This window comes from Metabacillus sp. B2-18 (genome assembly GCF_021117275.1).
In the GTDB taxonomy this organism is placed as follows: Bacteria; Bacillota; Bacilli; order Bacillales; family Bacillaceae; genus Metabacillus.
Genome location: NZ_CP088245.1, coordinates 1,125,169 through 1,143,639, shown reverse-complemented (window position 1 = coordinate 1,143,639; position 18,471 = coordinate 1,125,169). Strand labels below are relative to the sequence as shown.

The window sequence follows — 18,471 nt, the reverse complement described above, 5'->3', positions numbered from 1 at the left end:
AATCAACTAAACATTTTAATTCATAAATGAATCGATGTCTTACACAGATTACCGGGAGGATATATGGAAAACCACATACTCAATTTGGTGTTAGATAAAATTATCGAAACATCTAACAACAATATTACGATTACAGATCATCAAGGAGTTATTCTACGGTCAAATCCAAATCATTGGTCAATCTATGGAATTGAGGCTAACCAATACCTAGGAAAATCTGTTTATCAGCTACAAAAAGAAGGCATTTTATCTCCTTCTATTCATGCAATGGTTTTAGAAAACAAGAAAACTTGTCAAATTTTACAACATACGAAAACGGGCAAAGTGGTTATGGCTACTGGCTTCCCTATTTTCAATGATCAAGGTAACATCATTTGCGTGATTAGCTATAGCCAAGATCAAACCGAAATAATGAATCTGCAGGAAGAATATGAGAGATTACAAAGAAAGCTCGTTAGTTATAAAACAGAAGTCGAGGAGCTTCGTGAAAAAGATGCTGAGCAATATGGAATTTTATTTCGCAGTCAATCCATTGAGCAAATTGTCAAAACCATTTATCGTGTATCAAAAACAGATGCAACTGTTCTTCTTTTAGGACCTTCAGGTGTAGGAAAAAGTACGTTTGCTAGGATGCTGCATGCAAACAGTGCTAGAAAAGATGAACCATTTATTGAGGTAAACTGCAGCACAATTCCCGAAACATTGTTCGAATCAGAAATGTTCGGCTATGAGTCCGGCTCTTTTACAGGTGCAAATAAACAAGGAAAACAAGGACTGATCGAGCAAGCAAAGGATGGCACACTTTTCTTAGACGAAATTGGAGAATTGCCTTTAAGTGTCCAAGCAAAGCTCCTACGTGTTCTGCAAGAGAAAAAAGTGATGAGAATTGGAGGAAAAGAGGAGAGACACATTAATTTCCGCTTAATTGCGGCGACAAACCAAGACATTGAGTCCATGGTTGAAAAAGGAGAATTCCGTTTAGACTTATTTTATCGAGTTAATATTATTCCGCTTCATATTCCTCCTTTACGTGAGAGAAAAGAAGATATACCGATTTTACTTCAACATTATGTTAAAAGTATTAATGAAAAATACCAACTATCAAAGAAACTACATTCAACAACGTACGACTTATTTACCCAATATGATTGGCCGGGAAATGTTCGTGAGTTGGAAAATATATTAGAACGGGTTATGCTTACAACTGATGAAGAAATCATTTACCCGGAACATTTACCAGCTAATATAAAAAAAGAACATCTATCCGAATCAGTGGCACTACCATTTATTGATCACCATATCGATGAAGAGCATAACTTAAAAAAAGCTGTGGAACAAGTTGAAAAAAGATTGCTATATAAGGCGATGGAACGCTGTAAAACAACCTATGAAATGGCCGAATATCTTGGCATCAGTCAGCCTTCCATTGTTCGGAAATTAAAACAATACTCTATAAATATGAAAGACGAACGAAAGAAATAATTCCTTCGTTCTTCTTCATTATCCAACTCCTTCAACAAATCTCTTTCGTTTAGACGAGGAAGGAATATTTAGTTCATCTCGATATTTAGCAATCACTCTTCTCGAAAGCTCAATAGAATGTTCATCTGCAAGAATGTGTACAATCTTTTGATCTGATAACGGCTTTAATTTATTTTCTTGATCAATCACTTGCTTCATCACCTTCTTAATATGTGAAGCAGTTGTACTACCAGCAGTCGAGCTATTATAAAGTGAATGTGTGAAGAAATGTTTTAATTCAAAAATTCCTTGTGGTGTTTCCATATATTTATTGGATGTAATTCGACTTACCGTTGATTCATGAACTTCCAATTCCTCAGCAATGTCTTTTAAACTTAGGGGCTTTAGGGCTTCTGAACCTTTATAAAAGAAATCTCTTTGTTTTTCAACAATTGCTTTAGCAACACGGTACAGTGTTAACTGTCTGTGATTAACACTTTTAATTAGCCATTGCAGCTCATGATATTTTTCTTTTATATATGAATTTATTTCTTTATCTTTTAACAAAGGTTTATATTGTTCTTGAAATTGTATCTTTGGAATCAGCTCATCATTTACCGCAACTACTAACTCGCAACCCACCTCAATCACTGAAACATCAGCAGCAATATACTCTGGGATATCGTGGCTAAAAGAACTTCCTGGTCTTGGCTGTAATTGTTGAATAACATCATGAACTTTTTGGATCTCTTCCAAAGAGATTGATAGTTTGTTCGAAATGATCTTCCATCTTTTATCAGCAAATGCCTCCAAGTATTCGGCAACAATCATTTCAGCAAGTTCATTTTTTTCCGGACTTCTTTTTAGTTGCAACAATAAACATTCCTGAAGATTACGTGCTCCCACACCAGCAGGCTCTAAGCTATGAAGCAGAGATAAAATTTGTCCCCCCTCTGTTGAAGTTATCTTTAAGTCTAAACAAAGCTCCTCCACATCTTCTGTCAAATAGCCACTTTCATTTACATGATAAATAAAATATTGTATCTGCTTCTTCATATGCTCACTTAGATTCAGAAGGCTTATTTGACTAATGAGATGCTCCTGAAGGCTCTCTCCCTTCCCAGACAGAAAATCCAGAGGAGATATTTGTTTATCTTGCTCATATGGAATCGTCGTGTTTCTTTTAAAATCTCGATCTACAAAAATATCCTTCGAGTAGTGATCTTCCATTTCAAGTAAGGGGTTCTCCAATGACTTTTCTTGAATAAAGTCTGTTAGCTCCGCTGTCGAGAATTGCAGCAATGAAATTGCTTGTGCCAGCCCTTGAGTCATCGTTAAGCTAGTTACTTGCTGTTGAAATAGTCCTGTACTCATTTGCATTATACTCACCTGTTTTACTTTAAGATGAGTTCATTGTAACGATCCTTACAGGAAAAAACAGGGATATTGTTAGAACATCTAACATGTTTTTTATAAATACCTTACTACATATCAAGTTCTTTTATTTTAATTTTTGATTAACCGATACCATCATGTATCAAAAAATCATAGCTTGTTTAGATATATTGCTATTTTACTGACCTAACTAGACGTGATACATATTTGTATCACTGATACTAGTATGTACCGTGTTAAATAAATGAAAGCCTCTAGATGCAAATACCCCGAATAGTAACCTTCTATTCGAGGTATTGACATATATAATTTTATTAATCAAAAACCATCACACAAAACATTCTCAGAAATCTTTAACTCCGCTTCAGTCGAATCAATTATGTCTTGAACACTATATCCTTTTGCAACTTCAATTAAATGTAAGCCATCCTCTTTTACATCAATAACAGCCCGATCTGTGATAATTCGATCAACAACACCTTGCCCTGTTAACGGCAAAGTACACTTTTTTAAAATTTTAGGTTGGCCGGCTTTGTTCACATGCTCCATAATAACGATAATCTTTTTAGCACCATGAACTAAATCCATTGCACCGCCCATGCCTTTAATCATTTTGCCTGGAATCATCCAGTTTGCTAGATCACCATTTTCAGATACTTCCATTCCACCTAAAATAGCAACATCAATATGGCCTCCACGAATCATCGCGAATGACTCTGCATTACTGAAGAAGCTAGCCCCTTTAATGGCTGTAACAGTTTCTTTTCCCGCATTGATTAAATCCGGATCTACCTCTTCTTCAGTTGGGTATGGTCCAATCCCTAATAATCCATTTTCAGATTGAAGGACAACATTTTTATTTTCAGAAAGATAGTTCGCAACCATTGTTGGCATTCCTATTCCTAAATTCACATAAAAACCGTCTTGAATTTCTTTTTCAGCTCTTTGTGCAATTTTCACACGTACATTTGTCATACTATTCCCCTCCTCTATTATTCTATTAAGATCGAACAGTTAAACGCTCAATTCGTTTTTCATGTTTTCCAACAATAAGTCCTTGAACATAAATACTTGGCGTATGGATAGCATCTGGATCAAGCTCACCTACTTCAACAATTTCTTCGACCTCTACAATGGTTACTTTTCCTGCAGCAGCCATAATTGGATTAAAGTTTTGGGCCGTTTTTCGGTAAATAACATTTCCTAATTTATCAGCTTTCCAAGCTTTTATTAAACTAAAGTCAGCAGTAAGAGCCTCTTCTAATAAATATTCTTTCCCATTAAATTCTCTCGTTTCTCTTCCTTCTGCAATCGGTGTTCCTACACCAGCTGGAGTATAGAATGCTGGGATTCCTGCTCCACCTGCACGAATTTTCTCTGCTAACGATCCTTGAGGGGTAAGTTGAACTTCTAATTCTCCGCTTAATACTTGTCTTTCAAACTCTTTATTTTCTCCAACATAAGAAGATACCATCTTTTTAATTTGTTTATTATTTAGTAGTAAACCTAGTCCCCAATCATCTACACCACAGTTATTTGAAATGACCGTTAAATCTTTTACATTTTTATCACGAAGAGCTTTAATAAGATTTTCAGGAATTCCAACTAATCCAAAACCACCGACCATTAATGTCATTCCATCCTTAATTTCTGCAACAGCTTCTTCAAAGCTTGTAAATATTTTCTTCATCTTCCATACCCCTCTCTCTTAATAGGCTTCAATAATCGTTGAAACGCCTTGACCGCCACCAATACATAATGTTGCTAATCCATATCTAGCATTGCGACGCTTCAATTCGTGAATAAGTGTAGTTAATACTCTTGTTCCACTTGCTCCAATTGGATGCCCTAATGCAATGGCTCCTCCATTTACATTTAATATATCTTTTGAAAATTGAAGATCTTTTCCTACTGCTAACGATTGTGCTGCAAAGGCTTCATTTGCTTCAATAAGATCTAAATCTTCAACACTTAATCTAGCTTTCTCCAATGCTTTCTTTGTTGCTGGAACGGGACCAATTCCCATAATACTTGGATCAACAGCAGCGCTCGCATTTGCTTTAATCGCTGCTAAAGGCTTTATACCAAGCTCTTCAGCCTTGCGCGCACTCATCATTAGAACTGCAGCAGCACCATCATTAATTCCTGAAGCATTACCAGCTGTTACTCTGCCATCCTTTTTAAATGCAGGCCTTAACTTCTCCAGCTTTTCAACAGTTGTCCCAGGCTTAACATATTCATCCTTATCAAATAGAAGGGGTTCCCCTTTGCGTTGCGGGATCGTAACCGGCACGATTTCATCTTTAAATTTTCCTTCATTCAAAGCCTTTTCTGCTTTTTCCTGACTCCATGCAGCAAATTCATCTTGTTCCTGACGTGTTAATTCGTATTGATCACAAATATTTTCTGCTGTCATTCCCATATGATAGTCGTTAAATGCACACCATAATCCATCATGAATCATACTATCGATCAGCTTTTGATCACCCATTTTGTATCCTTCTCTTGCTCCCATTGTAAGGTAAGGCGCTTGGCTCATATTTTCCATTCCACCTGCAATGACGATTTCGGCGTCTCCTGTCAAAATTGCCTGTGAGGCCAAGTGAACGGCCTTTAATCCCGAGCCACACACTTTATTAATCGTGAAACTGGAAACATGTTGTGGCAACCCTGCTCCTATCGCAGCTTGCCTAGCTGGATTTTGACCAAGTCCGGCTTGAAGCACATTCCCCATGATCACTTCATCTAACATATCTCCTTTAATTCCTGCTCTTTCCATCACCGCTTTAATAACAATGGAACCTAATTGAACAGCACTTATGTTTTTTAAGCTACCGCCAAACTGCCCAATCGGCGTTCTTAAAGCGCTTACAATCACAACCTCATCTTGACTCATCTTCAAGTTCCTCCCTTAATAAGAGTTTATTCTGAAGCTTTGTTCTATATTTACTTATTAATTTACAGCAATCTCACTTATGAGTAAAATGAATAATAGTTATAAAATTTATTACAAATCAGAATAAAAAGGTGATACGTTTGGAATTAAAAGATCTTCGTTATTTTACAGAAGTCGCAAACTACGGAAGCTTTACCAAAGCAGCGGTAAACACCTATATTTCACAACCTACCTTAAGTAAATCTATCAAAAAACTGGAATCAGAACTAAAGGTAGAATTATTTGAACGGTCAACTCGTAAGCTGATGCTAACTGATGCTGGGGAAATTGTTTATAAACAAGCTCTTAAAATTTTAGGAAGCACAGACGAGCTTTCTAGATTATTAGATGATTTAATGAATCTGCCAACTGGACAAATAAAAATAGGAATTCCTCCATTAATCGGAACTCTCTTCTTTCCTACTATTGCAAAGAAATTCAGAGAGCTCTATCCTGAGGTATCTTTAGAATTAATTGAACTCGGCGCAAAAAGAATTGAACACTTAGTCGATGAAGGACAAGTTGATGTGGGAATGATCGTCCTACCAACAGAAGATCGTAAGTTCAATATCACACCGTTTATTAATGAAGAATTTATGCTCTATACCAACCAATCTCACACATTGGCAAACTCAAATGAAGTTAAACTTCACCAATTAGCCGAAGAAAACTTTATTTTATTTGATTCATCACCAAATTTTGTGATAAGAAAAAAATAAGAAAACACTTTTGAAATCCTGGCAATAATGTTAGCGACCAAACTACACATTAGGAGGATCCAAAAGTGCTTTCCGTATCACTAGATTTGCCAGAATTTGAAGTTGTTAAACAGGAAGATTTGACTTCCAGTTATGTTGTTGTTGTTCAAAAGAATTCAGTAAAAGAACGTTGTTCTTTTTGTGGTTTTCTTTCTTCTTTTGTCCATGATAGAAGGACAAGAAAAGTAAGAGATCTTGATATATTAAATAAGCAAGTATATCTGCTTATTAAGGTAAAACGGTATAGATGTTTAAATTGCTCTGAAGTATTTTCAGAGTGTTACGATTCAATAGAACCTGGTAAACATCAAACTAATCGTCTCCGTGAACACCTGTATCAACTTTGCCAAGATACAACCATTAAACATGTTAGTGAGAAATACCATATTCCATATACCACTTTAGAAAGGATCTATTACTCAGTGGCTCATGAAAAAGCACTTATTCACAAAGAGGCAATTACACACGCTACTGACAAAGATGACCTTGTCTTAAGCCTAGATGAGGTAGCCGTTAGAAAGGGTCATCGATATGAAACGGTACTTCTTGATGCAAAGCTAGGATGCATTCTAGGTATGATTCATCAACGTAGTTATGAGTCTACCTCTCAGTTGTTAACAAATTACATTTCATCATCTCAAGCTGTAAAAACGGTTGTAGTTGATATGTGGGATCCGTTTCACAAAGCAATTAAATCTTTATTTCCTTTGGCTTCGATAGTGATTGATAAGTATCATGTTGTTCAAAAAGTTACACAAGCTCTAGATAAAGTCAGAAAGAAATACCCTAAGTTAAAGAAAGCCAGATTCCTATTGTTAAAAGGGTATGAAAAGTTATCTGAACAACAAAAAGTCCGATTAGATGAGTTATTAGAAGAATATCCTTTACTTGCTTCAGCTTATTACCTTAAGGAAACCTTCAGAGAAATGTATAAACTTGATAATTATAATGATGCAGAAGAATCGTTTGAAGAATGGATTCAACTTGCATGGAGTAGTCCATATCCTTCTTTTCATGAGGTAGCTAAAACCCTTGAAAATTGGAAAGCTGAAATTCTTCAATATTTCTTGTCAAGATATACAAACGGAAGGACCGAAGGTACTAACCATAAGGTTAAAAACATTAAAAGAAGAGCCTATGGTTATAGAAATTTAGAACGGTTTAGATTACGTGTATTTCTGGAATGTACAGGAAACACTTATAAAAAACAAGTAGCATAACTCTCTTTTATTCTTCAGCTATCAGTATGGTAGTTAGTAACTTGGATGCCGTCAAGGAAAGCACTTGACCGCATCCAAGTTACTAACTAAGTAGTCTACAAGCTGAAGAAGGAGATAGTTTGATTGCGACACAATCAAGCTAACTTATTTCTGGGATAGGTGTTTATCACAGAAAATGGTGAAGAGACTTTTATTTAATAGAGAATTTGCATTACATGAGCTCATTATTAAACATTGCAAGGAAACTGGCTTTCATCCAAATATCGTTTATGAAAGCTCGCAATGGGACTTAATCACAGAACTCGTTGGAGCTGAATTAGGTATTACACTTCTACCAAAATCCATTTATGAAAAAATGGATCAGCAGGCTATTAAGATGATTCCCTTAGCCTCTCCACCAATGTGGGAGCTTGGGATTATTACGAAAATAGATCGGTATCAGTCGTATGCTGTGAGGGCGCTTTTGGAGTTTATCACTGAAGATTTATTAGCTGATTCATAGAAGGGTACCTTTGGGATTTTGGATCTCCCTCTTCCTGTGGCACTCACCAGATTACACATAATTCATTTCAATAAATGTGGCATATGTAAAGGCAGGTCGGCTTATCGATGGTGTTTACTTATTAAAATAGGACCTTTATCAAAAAAATACTTTTCATCCAAACGTGGAATCGATTGACCATCTTTGACCACTAGCTCCTCCCTGCCATCAAAGTCGTTAATGTTTTCATTCGTTAGAATTTGAATTTTTTCAATCTCATCAAGCTTGCGAAGATATTGATCTAACTGGTCATGGTTCATATGATACACCTCTAAAAACACTAATTTTATCACAATAATCATATCAGATCATTTGACCTTAAACATAAAAACAGGAGCTCTTTCATGCGCAACCTGTTTTATGAGCCATTTAATTTACACTGACTCCACTATGTTTCTTGTTTCACCTTTAACAAACTTCATAAACAAAAATCGAACAAGTGGCCCCATTACAATAAGCTGTAGTGGAAATGCTAAAGCAAAGTTTTTAGCTGCTGTAGACAGGTAACTTTGTAAAAAAGAATCTGTTGATAGCCCATTAGATAAGTAAGCAGCAATGACTCCATAAAGTGACATAAAAATGACCATACCTAGCACCATAAAGAATGAAATAGACAGGATCATATAAACTTTCTTAGACTTATCAAATGGTAATGATAGGGCAATCTTTTTCGCATAAGGACCAACTAAAAATAAATCAAGCAATAATGCTACAATAAATGCACTTAAAAGTTGAACAAGTCCTTCAATAAATGTAATTTCTCCAAGCATTCCAGTAAGAATCATATTATAAAACCCCATCACAATGACCATACCGGTACACATCATCAAACCAAAATAAATACCTTCTTTTTTTGTTGTTGGCAAATTACTCATCCTTCCTGTTGTTTGTGCTTTTGTAAGTATATCGATTATAAAATTTCCTCGTAAGTGAACATTTTGTGAATAATAAAATTTATTTTGAGCACAAAAGAAATAAAAAGGCTTCAACCCCTAGTTGGAATTGAAGCCTTTTTACTTAATATTTGAAGAATTTATTTAATAAAGATGACAAGCCACATACCTTCCCTTTGCCACTTCCTTCAGTAGTGGTCGTTCTTCCTTACAAACTTGCATACACTGTGCACATCTTGTATGAAAAGCACAGCCACTCGGCGGATTATCTGGACTAGGAACGTCACCCTTTAAAATAATTCTCTCTCTTGCTCCACCTACTTTAGGGACAGGAACTGCTGATAACAAAGCCTGGGTATAAGGATGCAGAGGTTCTTTATATAAGTTTTCTTTATCGGATAGCTCTACCATTCTGCCAAGATACATGACCCCAACTCTTGTACTAAAATGCTTTACAACACTTAGATCATGAGCAATAAATAAATAGGTCAACTTAAACTCCTCTTGAAGGTCACGCATTAAGTTTAATACCTGTGCCTGAACAGAAACATCTAATGCTGAAACAGGTTCATCTGCAATAATTAGATCCGGCTCTAGCATTAAGGCTCTTGCAATCCCTATCCGCTGACGCTGACCACCACTAAATTCATGTGGATATCGATTGGCAAACAATCGATTTAAGCCAACCTTCTCTAGCATTTCATCTGCCCTTTCTTCACGATCTTTATTTGTATACAATGAATGGATTTGGTATGGTTCCATCAAAATACTTTTGATTGTTTTTCGTGAATTTAAAGAAGAATAAGGATCTTGAAAGATCATTTGCATATCTTTTCTGTATGGTCTTAATTCTTTAAAAGACATGTTTGATATGTTATTACCTTTATAAAGAACCTCTCCCTCGGTAGGCTTAAACAATTGAAGAACAGTTCTACCTAATGTAGACTTGCCGCACCCACTTTCCCCTACAAGACCTAATGTTTCACCCTCAAATAATGAGAAGGTTACATCATCAACAGCCTTTACACTGCCAGCTTCTCTACTAAAAATTCCTTTTTTAATAGGAAAGTATTTTTTTAGATTTTTTACTGTTAATAACTCTTCCATTATCCTACGCCACCATCCTCACTGTAAAGCCAACAACTTGTATATTGATTGTCAGATATTTTTAGTCTTGGTGGAATCAACTGATAACAAGACTCTGTTGCATGTACACATCTTGGCGCAAATCGACAGCCTGCTGGCATTTCTTCAGGCAATGGGACAGAACCTGGAATTGCATGTAAACGGTCTTTTTCATCCGATAAACTAGGAATTGACTCTAATAGTCCTTTCGTATAAGGATGCTTTGGGTTATTAAAGATTTCAGCCACTGTTGCTTCCTCAACAACTCTACCAGCATACATAACAATGACTCTATCACACACTTCTGCTACAACCCCTAAATCATGCGTAATAAGCATGATTGCTGTACTAAATTCCTTTTGAAGTGTTTTCATTAAGTCGAGAATTTGCGCCTGTATAGTTACATCAAGGGCCGTTGTTGGTTCATCTGCGATAAGTAATTTTGGATTACAAGAAAGAGCCATCGCAATCATAACCCGCTGTCTCATCCCACCAGAAAGCTGATGCGGATACTCATTTAAGATTTGATTTGCTCTTGGAATCCCAACCTTTTCAAGCATTTCTGCCGCTCTAGCTTTTGCTTGTTTCTTATTTAAATCTGTATGGTTGCGAATCATTTCGACCATTTGATAGCCAATTGTTAGTACCGGGTTCAAAGAAGACATTGGGTCTTGAAAAATCATCGCGATTTCATTTCCTCTTATTCGTTGATAGTCTAAATCAGAAATCCCATTTATTCTTTTTCCATTAAATTCGATGCTGCTATTTTCACCCAATTGACTATATTCCTTTGGTAATAAACCCATCACTGAAAGAGAAGTAACACTTTTACCGCATCCTGATTCTCCAACAATCCCAACAGTTTCACCCAGCATTACATTGAAGCTGACTCCATTAATCGTTGACACATATTTGCGGTCCTTTTTAAAACGGACTTCTAAATCTTTTACCTCTAAGAGAGCTGTCATTTCTATCAGTCCTCTCGCTCCGCGAATTCATTAATAAACTCAACTACTTTTAAATCGACAAATCCTTTTTCCTGCACTCTTTCATCAAAGTTTTCAATAAGATGGAAGGAATAAAGGGCCTCAAATAGCTCCTCCTCGGTAGCATCATCTGATTTTAAATAGTCAAGTTTACACAATTTTACAGCAAGTTGTTTCTTAAGCTCACCTTCTACAGGTACAACATCCTCAGCTAACGTTCTTTCAAAATATAATTGATGTAACTGTAATTGTCTTTGCAGTTCTACAACAGGCTCCTGATGATCATCAACACGTAAATCTATATAACGATCAGTATAACCACCATATCCGCCATTTTCTTTTACAACTAATAGTGATGCTGATTGTTTACCACGACTGTCACCGCCTGCTTCTTCTCCAGCAAGCAAAGCTTTTACTAGCCTAGTTGCAAGTGTCCCTTCTGTTTTCTGAAATGTTTCACTCATTGCCTTTACTGTATTCTCATCAACTAATATGTTTCCTTGACATGCAAAGTTCTCTCCAGCAATCCCGCCTGCCCAATTAAAGCATTCTTCACCTGTGAATGTTGCACTTTTCCCATTAGCATCAACAAACCCTACCTGTCTAACGCTTAACTTTTCATCACCTTTTGTTACTACATGTAATGCTTCTTCTGCACTTAATCCACTTTCCATTAACTGAAGTCCTTTTATTCCATAATCCACATTTACCCACGATTGAGTGGCAACTGCCCCAACTCCAGCTTTGGCATAAGGAGCTAATGATCCAACAGAAAGAAACTTTGAAGCAACGGCTACGCCATGTTCTTTTGTAGCCGGATCATATCCTACAATAGAAAATGTATTTACAAAATCACGTGGAATTTTATTCATCTTTTTCATGTCATCATCATCCTTTTTTTCTTATTTTGATTTTGGATCAAGTGCATCACGTAATCCATCTCCGACTAAATTAAGTGAAAGAACAACTAAAAATATCGCGAATCCCGGTAGCAAGCTCACATGTGGGGCAACACGAATAAATTTTTGACCCTCACTTAGCATAACTCCCCATTCAGACATAGGCGGCTGTGCACCTAATCCTAAAAAGCTCATACCTGAAGCAGCGAGAATCATCCATCCTATATCTAAGCTAGCTGCAACAATTAATGGTGGCAGACAGTTCGGTAAGATATGATGAAAAATAATATGACCATGCCCTGCTCCTAACGCACGTTCTACTAACACAAATTCCATATTTCGATACATAAGGGCACTCCCTCTAACGATTCGCGCGTAATAAGGAATACCTACGATACTAACGGCAATCATCGTATTTAATAAACCAGGTCCTAAAGCTGCAATAATTGCAATAGCCAATAAAACATAAGGAAATGCCATTAAGATATCCATAAACCTCATAATGACCCCATCAAAAAAACGTTGAAAATATCCTGCAATTAAGCCTAGAATTGTTCCAAAGAACAAAGCAATCGCAACAGCAATAAATCCAATTGCGACCGATACTCTTCCTCCCCAAATTAATCGGCTTAACAAGTCCCTTCCTAAATCATCTGTTCCTAAAATATTTCCTGCCGTCCCTATCGGCTGGAGACGATTACCTAAGTTCACCTCATCAGGATCTTGAATAGGAAGAATCGGGGCTGCAAGTAGAAGTATTGCAATAACAGCTAATATTATTAACCCTGTTACCGCAGCCTTATCTCTTGATAGTTTTTTGATTGCAATCTGCCAAGGCCCCTTAGCCTTTTTTGACTTTTCCTCTTCTATCTTTTGATAAGGAGGAAGTTGTTCGTGATTAACTACTGGTTCCATCTTTCACACCACCTAACGATAAGAAATCCTTGGGTCTAATAATGCATATAAAATATCGACAATTAAGTTAATTAACACATAAGTTGATGCCACAAAAAGGATAATCCCCTGAACTAAAGGAAAGTCTCGTGCTAAAATTCCATTAATCATTAATGTCCCTATTCCCGGCCACGAGAAAACCATCTCGACCAATACAGCTCCAGCTAATAAATAGCCGATTTGCATACCTAAGACTGTTAACACTGGAATAAAAGCATTTTTCAAGGCATGAACATACACGACTTTTCTTTCTGTAATTCCTTTTGAACGGGCAGTTCGGATATAGTCCTGCTCAAACACCTCTAACATGCTTGAACGAGTCATCCTAGCTATGACTGCACCTGCCCCCGCTGATAACGCTAAAGATGGTAGGATAATATGCATGAAAAGATCAGCAAATCCTGTTGTACCCGGAGAGTACATGCCGGACATTGGAAGGATATTTAATTTGAGGCCAAAGATAATTTGTAAGATAAGTCCAAGCCAAAACACAGGTAAACAGAACCCGAATAAAACAAACAACATAAGACCTCTGTCAATCCACGAATATTTTCTGTAAGCAGATACAATACCTACACCAATTCCAATGACAGCTGCTAAAATGGCACTAAAAAATGTGAGAATCAACGTAGCATTGAAGCGATCCATGACAAGTGGTAGTACTTCCATCTTCATTTGCAATGATCTTCCCCAATCACCAGTTAACACATTTCCGATCCAAGAAAAGTATTGAACATATAAAGGCTGATCGAGACCTAATTGAGCATTTAGTGCTTTAATTGATTCCTCCGTTGCTTTTGGACCTAACATGATTTTCGCTGGATCCCCTGGTGATAGATGCATGATCGAAAATACTAAAATCGTCACACCAATCAGAACCGGCACTAAACTAACCAACCTTTTAATGATATATGAAGCCATGTTAACCACCTCTTTCAAAACACTTCTTTATTCATCCATTCAAAAACCAAAGAGGAGACAAGCTCCCCTTTAGACGTACTATCTACTCCACCTTTACTCCTGAAAAGCGGAACACACCTGTTGGGTGAAGAGCAAAGTCTTTTACTCTGTTGTTCGCAACAATGATTTGTTTTTCATGATCTAACACAACTAATGGAGCATCTTCCATAATCAGTTTTTGTGCTTCTTCATACATTGTTGTACGTTCACCTTTATCCTTCGTTACACGTGCTTTTGCCAACAATTCATCTACTTTATCATTTTTGTAGTAGGAATCGTTAAAGCCGGCTGTTGGCCATTGTTCACTACTTAAAAGAATGTATAAGAAGTTATCAGGATCTCCATTATCTCCAACCCATGACATTTGATGCATATCCATATCATTTTGATCAGGTGGAAGGAAAACCTTATCTAAATAAGCTCCCCACTCTAATGTTTGAATTTCAACATTAATGCCTACTTCTTTAAGGTCCGCTTGGATAGCAGCTGCCATCGCTTGAGGTTGTTGCATACCAGAACCAGATTCAGGAACCCAGTATGTTACGTCAAATCCATCTGCATAGCCAGCTTCAGCTAATAGTTCTTTTGCTTTCTCAGGATCGTATTCATAATTTTCTACATTCGGATTATGACCCCAGATTGTCGGTGGTAACGGTGTATTAGCTAATTCACCTGTTCCTTGAAGAATTCCATCCACAATCGCTTCTTTGTTAATTGCATAGTTAACAGCTTGACGAACTTTCACATTATTAAATGGTTCTTTTTGTGTATTAAACGCTGTCCACCAAGTATGCATGCCTGCTTGCTCGATAACTTGTAAGTTTTCATCACTCTTAAGACGCTCTAAATCATCCGGCGGAACGTTCACAATCATATCAATGTTTCCTGCTTCAAGCTCTGCCAAACGAGTTTGTGCTTCAGTTATCGGTTTAAAAATTAACTGATCTACATTTGGTTCACCTTTAAAATAATCCGTATTTTTCTCTAAAACTACTTCAATACCTGGATCCCAGCTTACAAATTTAAATGGACCTGTACCAACCGGATTTTTTGTGAAATCAGCACCATATTTCTCAACAGCTGTTGGACTTACAATACTAGCTGCATGCATAGCTAAGTTGCTTAAAAATGGAGCAAATGGTTCTTTTAATGTAAGTTTTACTGTAAATTCATCTACCACTTCAATTTTATCAACTGTTCCAAACGTAAATTCTGCATACGCATATTGCCCTGTATTATGGAACGGATGGTTTGGATCAATTTGTCTTTCAAAACTGAACTTAACAGCTTCAGCATTAAATGGTGTGCCATCATGGAATTTTACGTCTTGTTTTAGGTAAAACGTATATTCCAATCCATCATCTGACACATCCCATTTCTCAGCTAGATCTGGTTCAAGCTCAGTGCTTTCATCTTTAAATTGAACAAGTTGGTCATAAATTTCCATCGCAGTTCTACTAGAGTTATAGTCTGACATTTGATGGGCATCCAGTGTTGTTGGCTCTGCCTCTAATCCAACAACAATCGACTTACTTCCACCCTCATTTGTTGCTTCGCCTTCCTCGTTTGTTGTTTGTGAAGAACATGCACTAATCATAAGCACACATACTAACAACAAAGCGAGAATACTATTTCTTTTGTTTATCAATATTTTAACCCCCTTTAATATTGGTACAATTTCATTATAAAAAAAGTCAGAAAAATATTTTTTCAATATTTTTCTGACTTTTTTAAATATTGTTACTTATTTTAAAAATAATTGAAGTACAACCTTTTAACAGGATAAGAACAAAGATAAACAATGAAGAGTAGACATAAAACAATAGAAAACTTATTTGGTACTGAAATAATAAATAGACTACTAAGATAGTTGCAACTCCCAAAATAATAAAAGTTAATTTCTTAGCTTCTCCATACTTTTCTTTATACTCGTTATACTTTATTGCATTCGATATGAGTGAAAGCATATAAAATGTCAACATAATAGTTAGAAAAATAAATGAATCAGATTTTTCTTCAATTAAAAGGATAAGAAGCTCGTTTACATTCTCTGAGGGCAAATTTTGGGTGATTGCGACAATTGTCATTGTAGAAAAGGATAAAATAAGAGTCACATAAATAATTGCGCCAACAAATAAACGACTTATCCCATTCCCAACTATTGACTTTGAAAACTGTTCAAAGGTTGGTAATTGAATATATAATTTCGTAAAAATGACAAGTAAAGTTAACCAATAAACAAGACTTTGATTATCATAATAGATATGTAAAACCTCTGGATGATAATGAAGTAAATTATGATAGACCGTCTCTAGACCTTCTTGTAGATAAATATAATTTGTTAAGAAGATGGCTAAACTGAATAAAAAAGTTAAATTAATGATCATGAAAATAGACGGCATGTACGAAGAATACCTTGTTAAAATGACTAACAATGTAGTTAACAGAAGACTAGTGATAATGGCTATAAGAACATGAAAATGAAATACAGAAACTAGAATAGTAGAAGCAATAAAAATATGCAATAACAAAATTTCAATAAAATGGAAAGAGTGAATAACTCTTCTTAACCAAGACTCTCTTATTTCTTGCTTTTTTAAAAATGGAATAAATAACGTGCAAATAATAATAAATGCTGATACTAAACTTAAACCGACTAAAGCTCCATAGCTTATTACCATTTCTCCTGTTAGAAAAATAAGACTAACCGAGGCCCCACCACCAATTAAAAACGTAATGCTTTTTGGTTTATGATGTTCCATAAAGTTTCTCCTATTATCCAGCTGAATTTCGGAATTTTAAAGGTGTTGTACTCATTATTTTTTTAAATGAAGTACTAAAATAATGCTGGCTATTAAATCCACATTCCTCTGCAACACGTTGAATACTCCAATGACGTTGCTTCCTTAGTAAATTTTTGCCTGTTCGATTCTAAAATGAAGTAAATAATCAGAAAATGCCATGCCAACCTCTTCGTTAAAAATACGACTTAAATAATTTGCATTAATATGCAGCCCCTTTGACAGCTCTGCAAGCTTTAAAGGCTGATGGTATTGTTCTTTTACAATCGTCATAACTTTTTGCACAATTTCTGAAGAAATTCCATACTCGGGATTTTCCTCGACAAGGCTGGTAAGGATTTTAACAAATTCACTTTCTATGACTGGTTTTACTAAATAATCAATTGCTTTTAAGGAAAGTGATTTTCTTGCATACTCGAATTCTTGAAAAGCTGAGATAACTACAACATTTAGGTCAGGCATTCTCTCCTTTATACTCTCAGCAATATCTAGACCATTTTTCCCTGATATTTTAATATCTACTAAAGCCAATTCTAGGGTTGCCCCATGTTTTTCAAGCTTTTCAATAATTTTCATGGCTTGTGTGCCATTATAAGCTTTTTCTATTTGCCAGTTTGGAAAATGACGCTGAATTAGTAATTCTAATTGTTCTATTTCTAAAGGCTCATCATCCAGTAATAAACATCTCACCCTAACCAACCCCTTCTTCTGTTTTCTCTATGTATGGCCATTCTACGGAAATATGTCCATAATTTTCATAAGTTATATGTATTTGTCCCTCATTTCCAAAAAGTAGGCTCAGTCGTTTCTCTATGTTGCTTAACCCAATTCCTGAAACAGGTGCTGATTCCTTTCTGAAACCTGGTCCATTATCTTTTACATGAAGTAAAATTGATTGAGCATTTGTTTTCTCAATTAAAATGGTTAACACCAATTCACCTTCTATCACTTCAAGTCCATGCTTAAATGCGTTTTCTACTAATGTTTGCAGGAGGTAAGGAATAATTAAAGCCCTTTCACTTGCAGAATCTATTTCCCAATTTATAGAAAGTCTATCTCCGAATCGGATTTTTTGAATTTCTAGATAATGTTCTGTGTAAGAAATCTCTTCCTGCAAAGGATACAAAGAATCTTTTTCCTGATATTTTGAACGTAGAAACAGGACCATATGCTCAAATGACTTTGAAAGTTTGTCATACTTTTGTAATCGAAGTAAACTGTAGAGGGAATTTAATGAATTGAATAAAAAATGAGGTTGAATTTGTTGATTTAATTGCATATAGCGACTAGTTTCTAACTCTTTTTCCAAGGTAATCTGCCTGTTCTCAACCTGTAGGAGACTAACTTGTTTTTCATATAAATTATAAAAAATCAATGCAAGAAACCCAAAAACAGGGCCAATTATACTAAAGAGAATAATAAGAAAGAAACTTTCATAAGTAATCATCACTTTCACCAATTATCTGAATTTTATTTATTATCATACTATATTTTCCTAGCATAATGCTAGTATTGGAAAATATGATAAATATTTCAATGAAGT

20 protein-coding genes are annotated in these 18,471 nt (G+C 35.8%); 4 read left to right on the top strand and 16 right to left on the bottom strand.

Going from position 1 to position 18,471, the window contains the following annotated elements:
- Positions 1–63: 63 nt before the first annotated feature.
- Positions 64–1,482, top strand: a complete 1,419-nt coding sequence (locus LPC09_RS05860; protein ID WP_231309196.1) for a sigma-54 interaction domain-containing protein — start codon at positions 64–66, stop codon at positions 1,480–1,482.
- An 18-nt stretch (positions 1,483–1,500) separates the two neighbouring features.
- Here the strand turns inward: LPC09_RS05860 and rpoN are convergent, their stop codons facing one another.
- The 4 genes from rpoN to LPC09_RS05840 form a co-directional block, all read right to left on the bottom strand.
- On the bottom strand, positions 1,501–2,835 hold the full coding sequence (gene rpoN / locus LPC09_RS05855; RefSeq protein WP_231309195.1) for an RNA polymerase factor sigma-54: 1,335 nt from the start codon (positions 2,833–2,835) through the stop codon (positions 1,501–1,503).
- A 339-nt stretch (positions 2,836–3,174) separates the two neighbouring features.
- The gene (locus LPC09_RS05850; protein WP_231309194.1) at positions 3,175–3,831 is read right to left on the bottom strand and encodes a CoA transferase subunit B; all 657 of its coding nucleotides are present in this window, start codon (positions 3,829–3,831) and stop codon (positions 3,175–3,177) included.
- Between the two features lie 25 nt (positions 3,832–3,856).
- Positions 3,857–4,546, bottom strand: coding sequence for a CoA transferase subunit A (locus LPC09_RS05845; RefSeq protein WP_098795346.1), 690 nt, complete (start codon positions 4,544–4,546; stop codon positions 3,857–3,859).
- 18 nt (positions 4,547–4,564) lie between these two features.
- Positions 4,565–5,752, bottom strand: a complete 1,188-nt coding sequence (locus tag LPC09_RS05840) for an acetyl-CoA C-acetyltransferase (RefSeq protein ID WP_098795347.1) — start codon at positions 5,750–5,752, stop codon at positions 4,565–4,567.
- 140 nt (positions 5,753–5,892) lie between these two features.
- Between LPC09_RS05840 and LPC09_RS05835 the strand changes: the two genes are divergently transcribed.
- From LPC09_RS05835 to LPC09_RS05825, 3 genes are all read left to right on the top strand, one after another.
- A complete protein-coding gene (locus tag LPC09_RS05835; RefSeq protein ID WP_231309193.1) occupies positions 5,893–6,510 on the top strand; it encodes a LysR family transcriptional regulator in 618 nt (205 codons plus the stop codon).
- Between the two features lie 65 nt (positions 6,511–6,575).
- Entirely contained in the window at positions 6,576–7,769 is a 1,194-nt protein-coding gene (locus LPC09_RS05830) for an ISL3 family transposase (RefSeq protein WP_231307480.1), read from the top strand.
- A 175-nt stretch (positions 7,770–7,944) separates the two neighbouring features.
- Positions 7,945–8,271 (top strand): LysR substrate-binding domain-containing protein, encoded by a 327-nt coding sequence (locus LPC09_RS05825; RefSeq protein ID WP_231309192.1) that lies wholly within the window; start codon positions 7,945–7,947, stop codon positions 8,269–8,271.
- Between the two features lie 101 nt (positions 8,272–8,372).
- Here the strand turns inward: LPC09_RS05825 and LPC09_RS05820 are convergent, their stop codons facing one another.
- From LPC09_RS05820 to LPC09_RS05770, 12 genes are all read right to left on the bottom strand, one after another.
- Entirely contained in the window at positions 8,373–8,570 is a 198-nt protein-coding gene (locus LPC09_RS05820; RefSeq protein WP_098795349.1) for a cupin domain-containing protein, read from the bottom strand.
- A gap of 114 nt (positions 8,571–8,684) precedes the next feature.
- Positions 8,685–9,176 (bottom strand): DUF2798 domain-containing protein, encoded by a 492-nt coding sequence (locus LPC09_RS05815; RefSeq protein ID WP_098795350.1) that lies wholly within the window; start codon positions 9,174–9,176, stop codon positions 8,685–8,687.
- Positions 9,177–9,347: 171 nt separating this feature from the next.
- A complete protein-coding gene (locus tag LPC09_RS05810; RefSeq protein WP_098795351.1) occupies positions 9,348–10,310 on the bottom strand; it encodes an ABC transporter ATP-binding protein in 963 nt (320 codons plus the stop codon).
- Positions 10,310–11,296 (bottom strand): ABC transporter ATP-binding protein, encoded by a 987-nt coding sequence (locus LPC09_RS05805; RefSeq protein WP_098795352.1) that lies wholly within the window; start codon positions 11,294–11,296, stop codon positions 10,310–10,312. The genes LPC09_RS05810 and LPC09_RS05805 overlap by 1 nt, the downstream gene beginning before the upstream one ends.
- Before the next feature lie 5 nt (positions 11,297–11,301).
- Positions 11,302–12,186 carry a DUF1028 domain-containing protein gene (locus LPC09_RS05800; protein WP_098795375.1) on the bottom strand — a complete coding sequence of 295 codons (885 nt, stop codon included), beginning with the start codon at positions 12,184–12,186 and terminating at the stop codon, positions 11,302–11,304.
- 30 nt (positions 12,187–12,216) lie between these two features.
- Complete coding sequence (locus LPC09_RS05795; RefSeq protein WP_098795353.1) at positions 12,217–13,128, bottom strand: ABC transporter permease; 912 nt, start codon at positions 13,126–13,128, stop codon at positions 12,217–12,219.
- A 12-nt stretch (positions 13,129–13,140) separates the two neighbouring features.
- Positions 13,141–14,088: an ABC transporter permease gene (locus tag LPC09_RS05790; protein ID WP_098795354.1), complete on the bottom strand. Its 948-nt coding sequence runs from the start codon at positions 14,086–14,088 to the stop codon at positions 13,141–13,143.
- A gap of 82 nt (positions 14,089–14,170) precedes the next feature.
- Complete coding sequence (locus LPC09_RS05785; protein WP_231309191.1) at positions 14,171–15,775, bottom strand: ABC transporter substrate-binding protein; 1,605 nt, start codon at positions 15,773–15,775, stop codon at positions 14,171–14,173.
- Between the two features lie 82 nt (positions 15,776–15,857).
- Complete coding sequence (locus LPC09_RS05780; protein WP_098795355.1) at positions 15,858–16,889, bottom strand: hypothetical protein; 1,032 nt, start codon at positions 16,887–16,889, stop codon at positions 15,858–15,860.
- Between the two features lie 13 nt (positions 16,890–16,902).
- Complete coding sequence (locus LPC09_RS27555; RefSeq protein WP_442920034.1) at positions 16,903–17,013, bottom strand: helix-turn-helix domain-containing protein; 111 nt, start codon at positions 17,011–17,013, stop codon at positions 16,903–16,905.
- Between the two features lie 20 nt (positions 17,014–17,033).
- The gene (locus LPC09_RS05775) at positions 17,034–17,618 is read right to left on the bottom strand and encodes a response regulator transcription factor (RefSeq protein WP_231309190.1); all 585 of its coding nucleotides are present in this window, start codon (positions 17,616–17,618) and stop codon (positions 17,034–17,036) included.
- A 1-nt stretch (position 17,619) separates the two neighbouring features.
- A complete protein-coding gene (locus tag LPC09_RS05770; RefSeq protein ID WP_098795357.1) occupies positions 17,620–18,375 on the bottom strand; it encodes a sensor histidine kinase in 756 nt (251 codons plus the stop codon).
- Positions 18,376–18,471 lie beyond the last annotated feature (96 nt).

Coding starts and splice junctions, on each gene's coding strand:
- LPC09_RS05820 (WP_098795349.1), bottom strand. CDS start 8,570: ATGAACCATGACCAGTTAGATCAATATCTTCGCAAGCTTGATGAGATT.
- LPC09_RS05840 (WP_098795347.1), bottom strand. CDS start 5,752: ATGAGTCAAGATGAGGTTGTGATTGTAAGCGCTTTAAGAACGCCGATT.
- LPC09_RS05810 (WP_098795351.1), bottom strand. CDS start 10,310: ATGGAAGAGTTATTAACAGTAAAAAATCTAAAAAAATACTTTCCTATT.
- rpoN (WP_231309195.1), bottom strand. CDS start 2,835: ATGAGTACAGGACTATTTCAACAGCAAGTAACTAGCTTAACGATGACT.
- LPC09_RS05825 (WP_231309192.1), top strand. CDS start 7,945: ATGGTGAAGAGACTTTTATTTAATAGAGAATTTGCATTACATGAGCTC.
- LPC09_RS05800 (WP_098795375.1), bottom strand. CDS start 12,186: ATGAATAAAATTCCACGTGATTTTGTAAATACATTTTCTATTGTAGGA.
- LPC09_RS05790 (WP_098795354.1), bottom strand. CDS start 14,088: ATGGCTTCATATATCATTAAAAGGTTGGTTAGTTTAGTGCCGGTTCTG.
- LPC09_RS05780 (WP_098795355.1), bottom strand. CDS start 16,889: ATGGAACATCATAAACCAAAAAGCATTACGTTTTTAATTGGTGGTGGG.
- LPC09_RS05795 (WP_098795353.1), bottom strand. CDS start 13,128: ATGGAACCAGTAGTTAATCACGAACAACTTCCTCCTTATCAAAAGATA.
- LPC09_RS05770 (WP_098795357.1), bottom strand. CDS start 18,375: ATGATTACTTATGAAAGTTTCTTTCTTATTATTCTCTTTAGTATAATT.
- LPC09_RS05805 (WP_098795352.1), bottom strand. CDS start 11,296: ATGACAGCTCTCTTAGAGGTAAAAGATTTAGAAGTCCGTTTTAAAAAG.
- LPC09_RS05850 (WP_231309194.1), bottom strand. CDS start 3,831: ATGACAAATGTACGTGTGAAAATTGCACAAAGAGCTGAAAAAGAAATT.
- LPC09_RS05860 (WP_231309196.1), top strand. CDS start 64: ATGGAAAACCACATACTCAATTTGGTGTTAGATAAAATTATCGAAACA.
- LPC09_RS05845 (WP_098795346.1), bottom strand. CDS start 4,546: ATGAAGAAAATATTTACAAGCTTTGAAGAAGCTGTTGCAGAAATTAAG.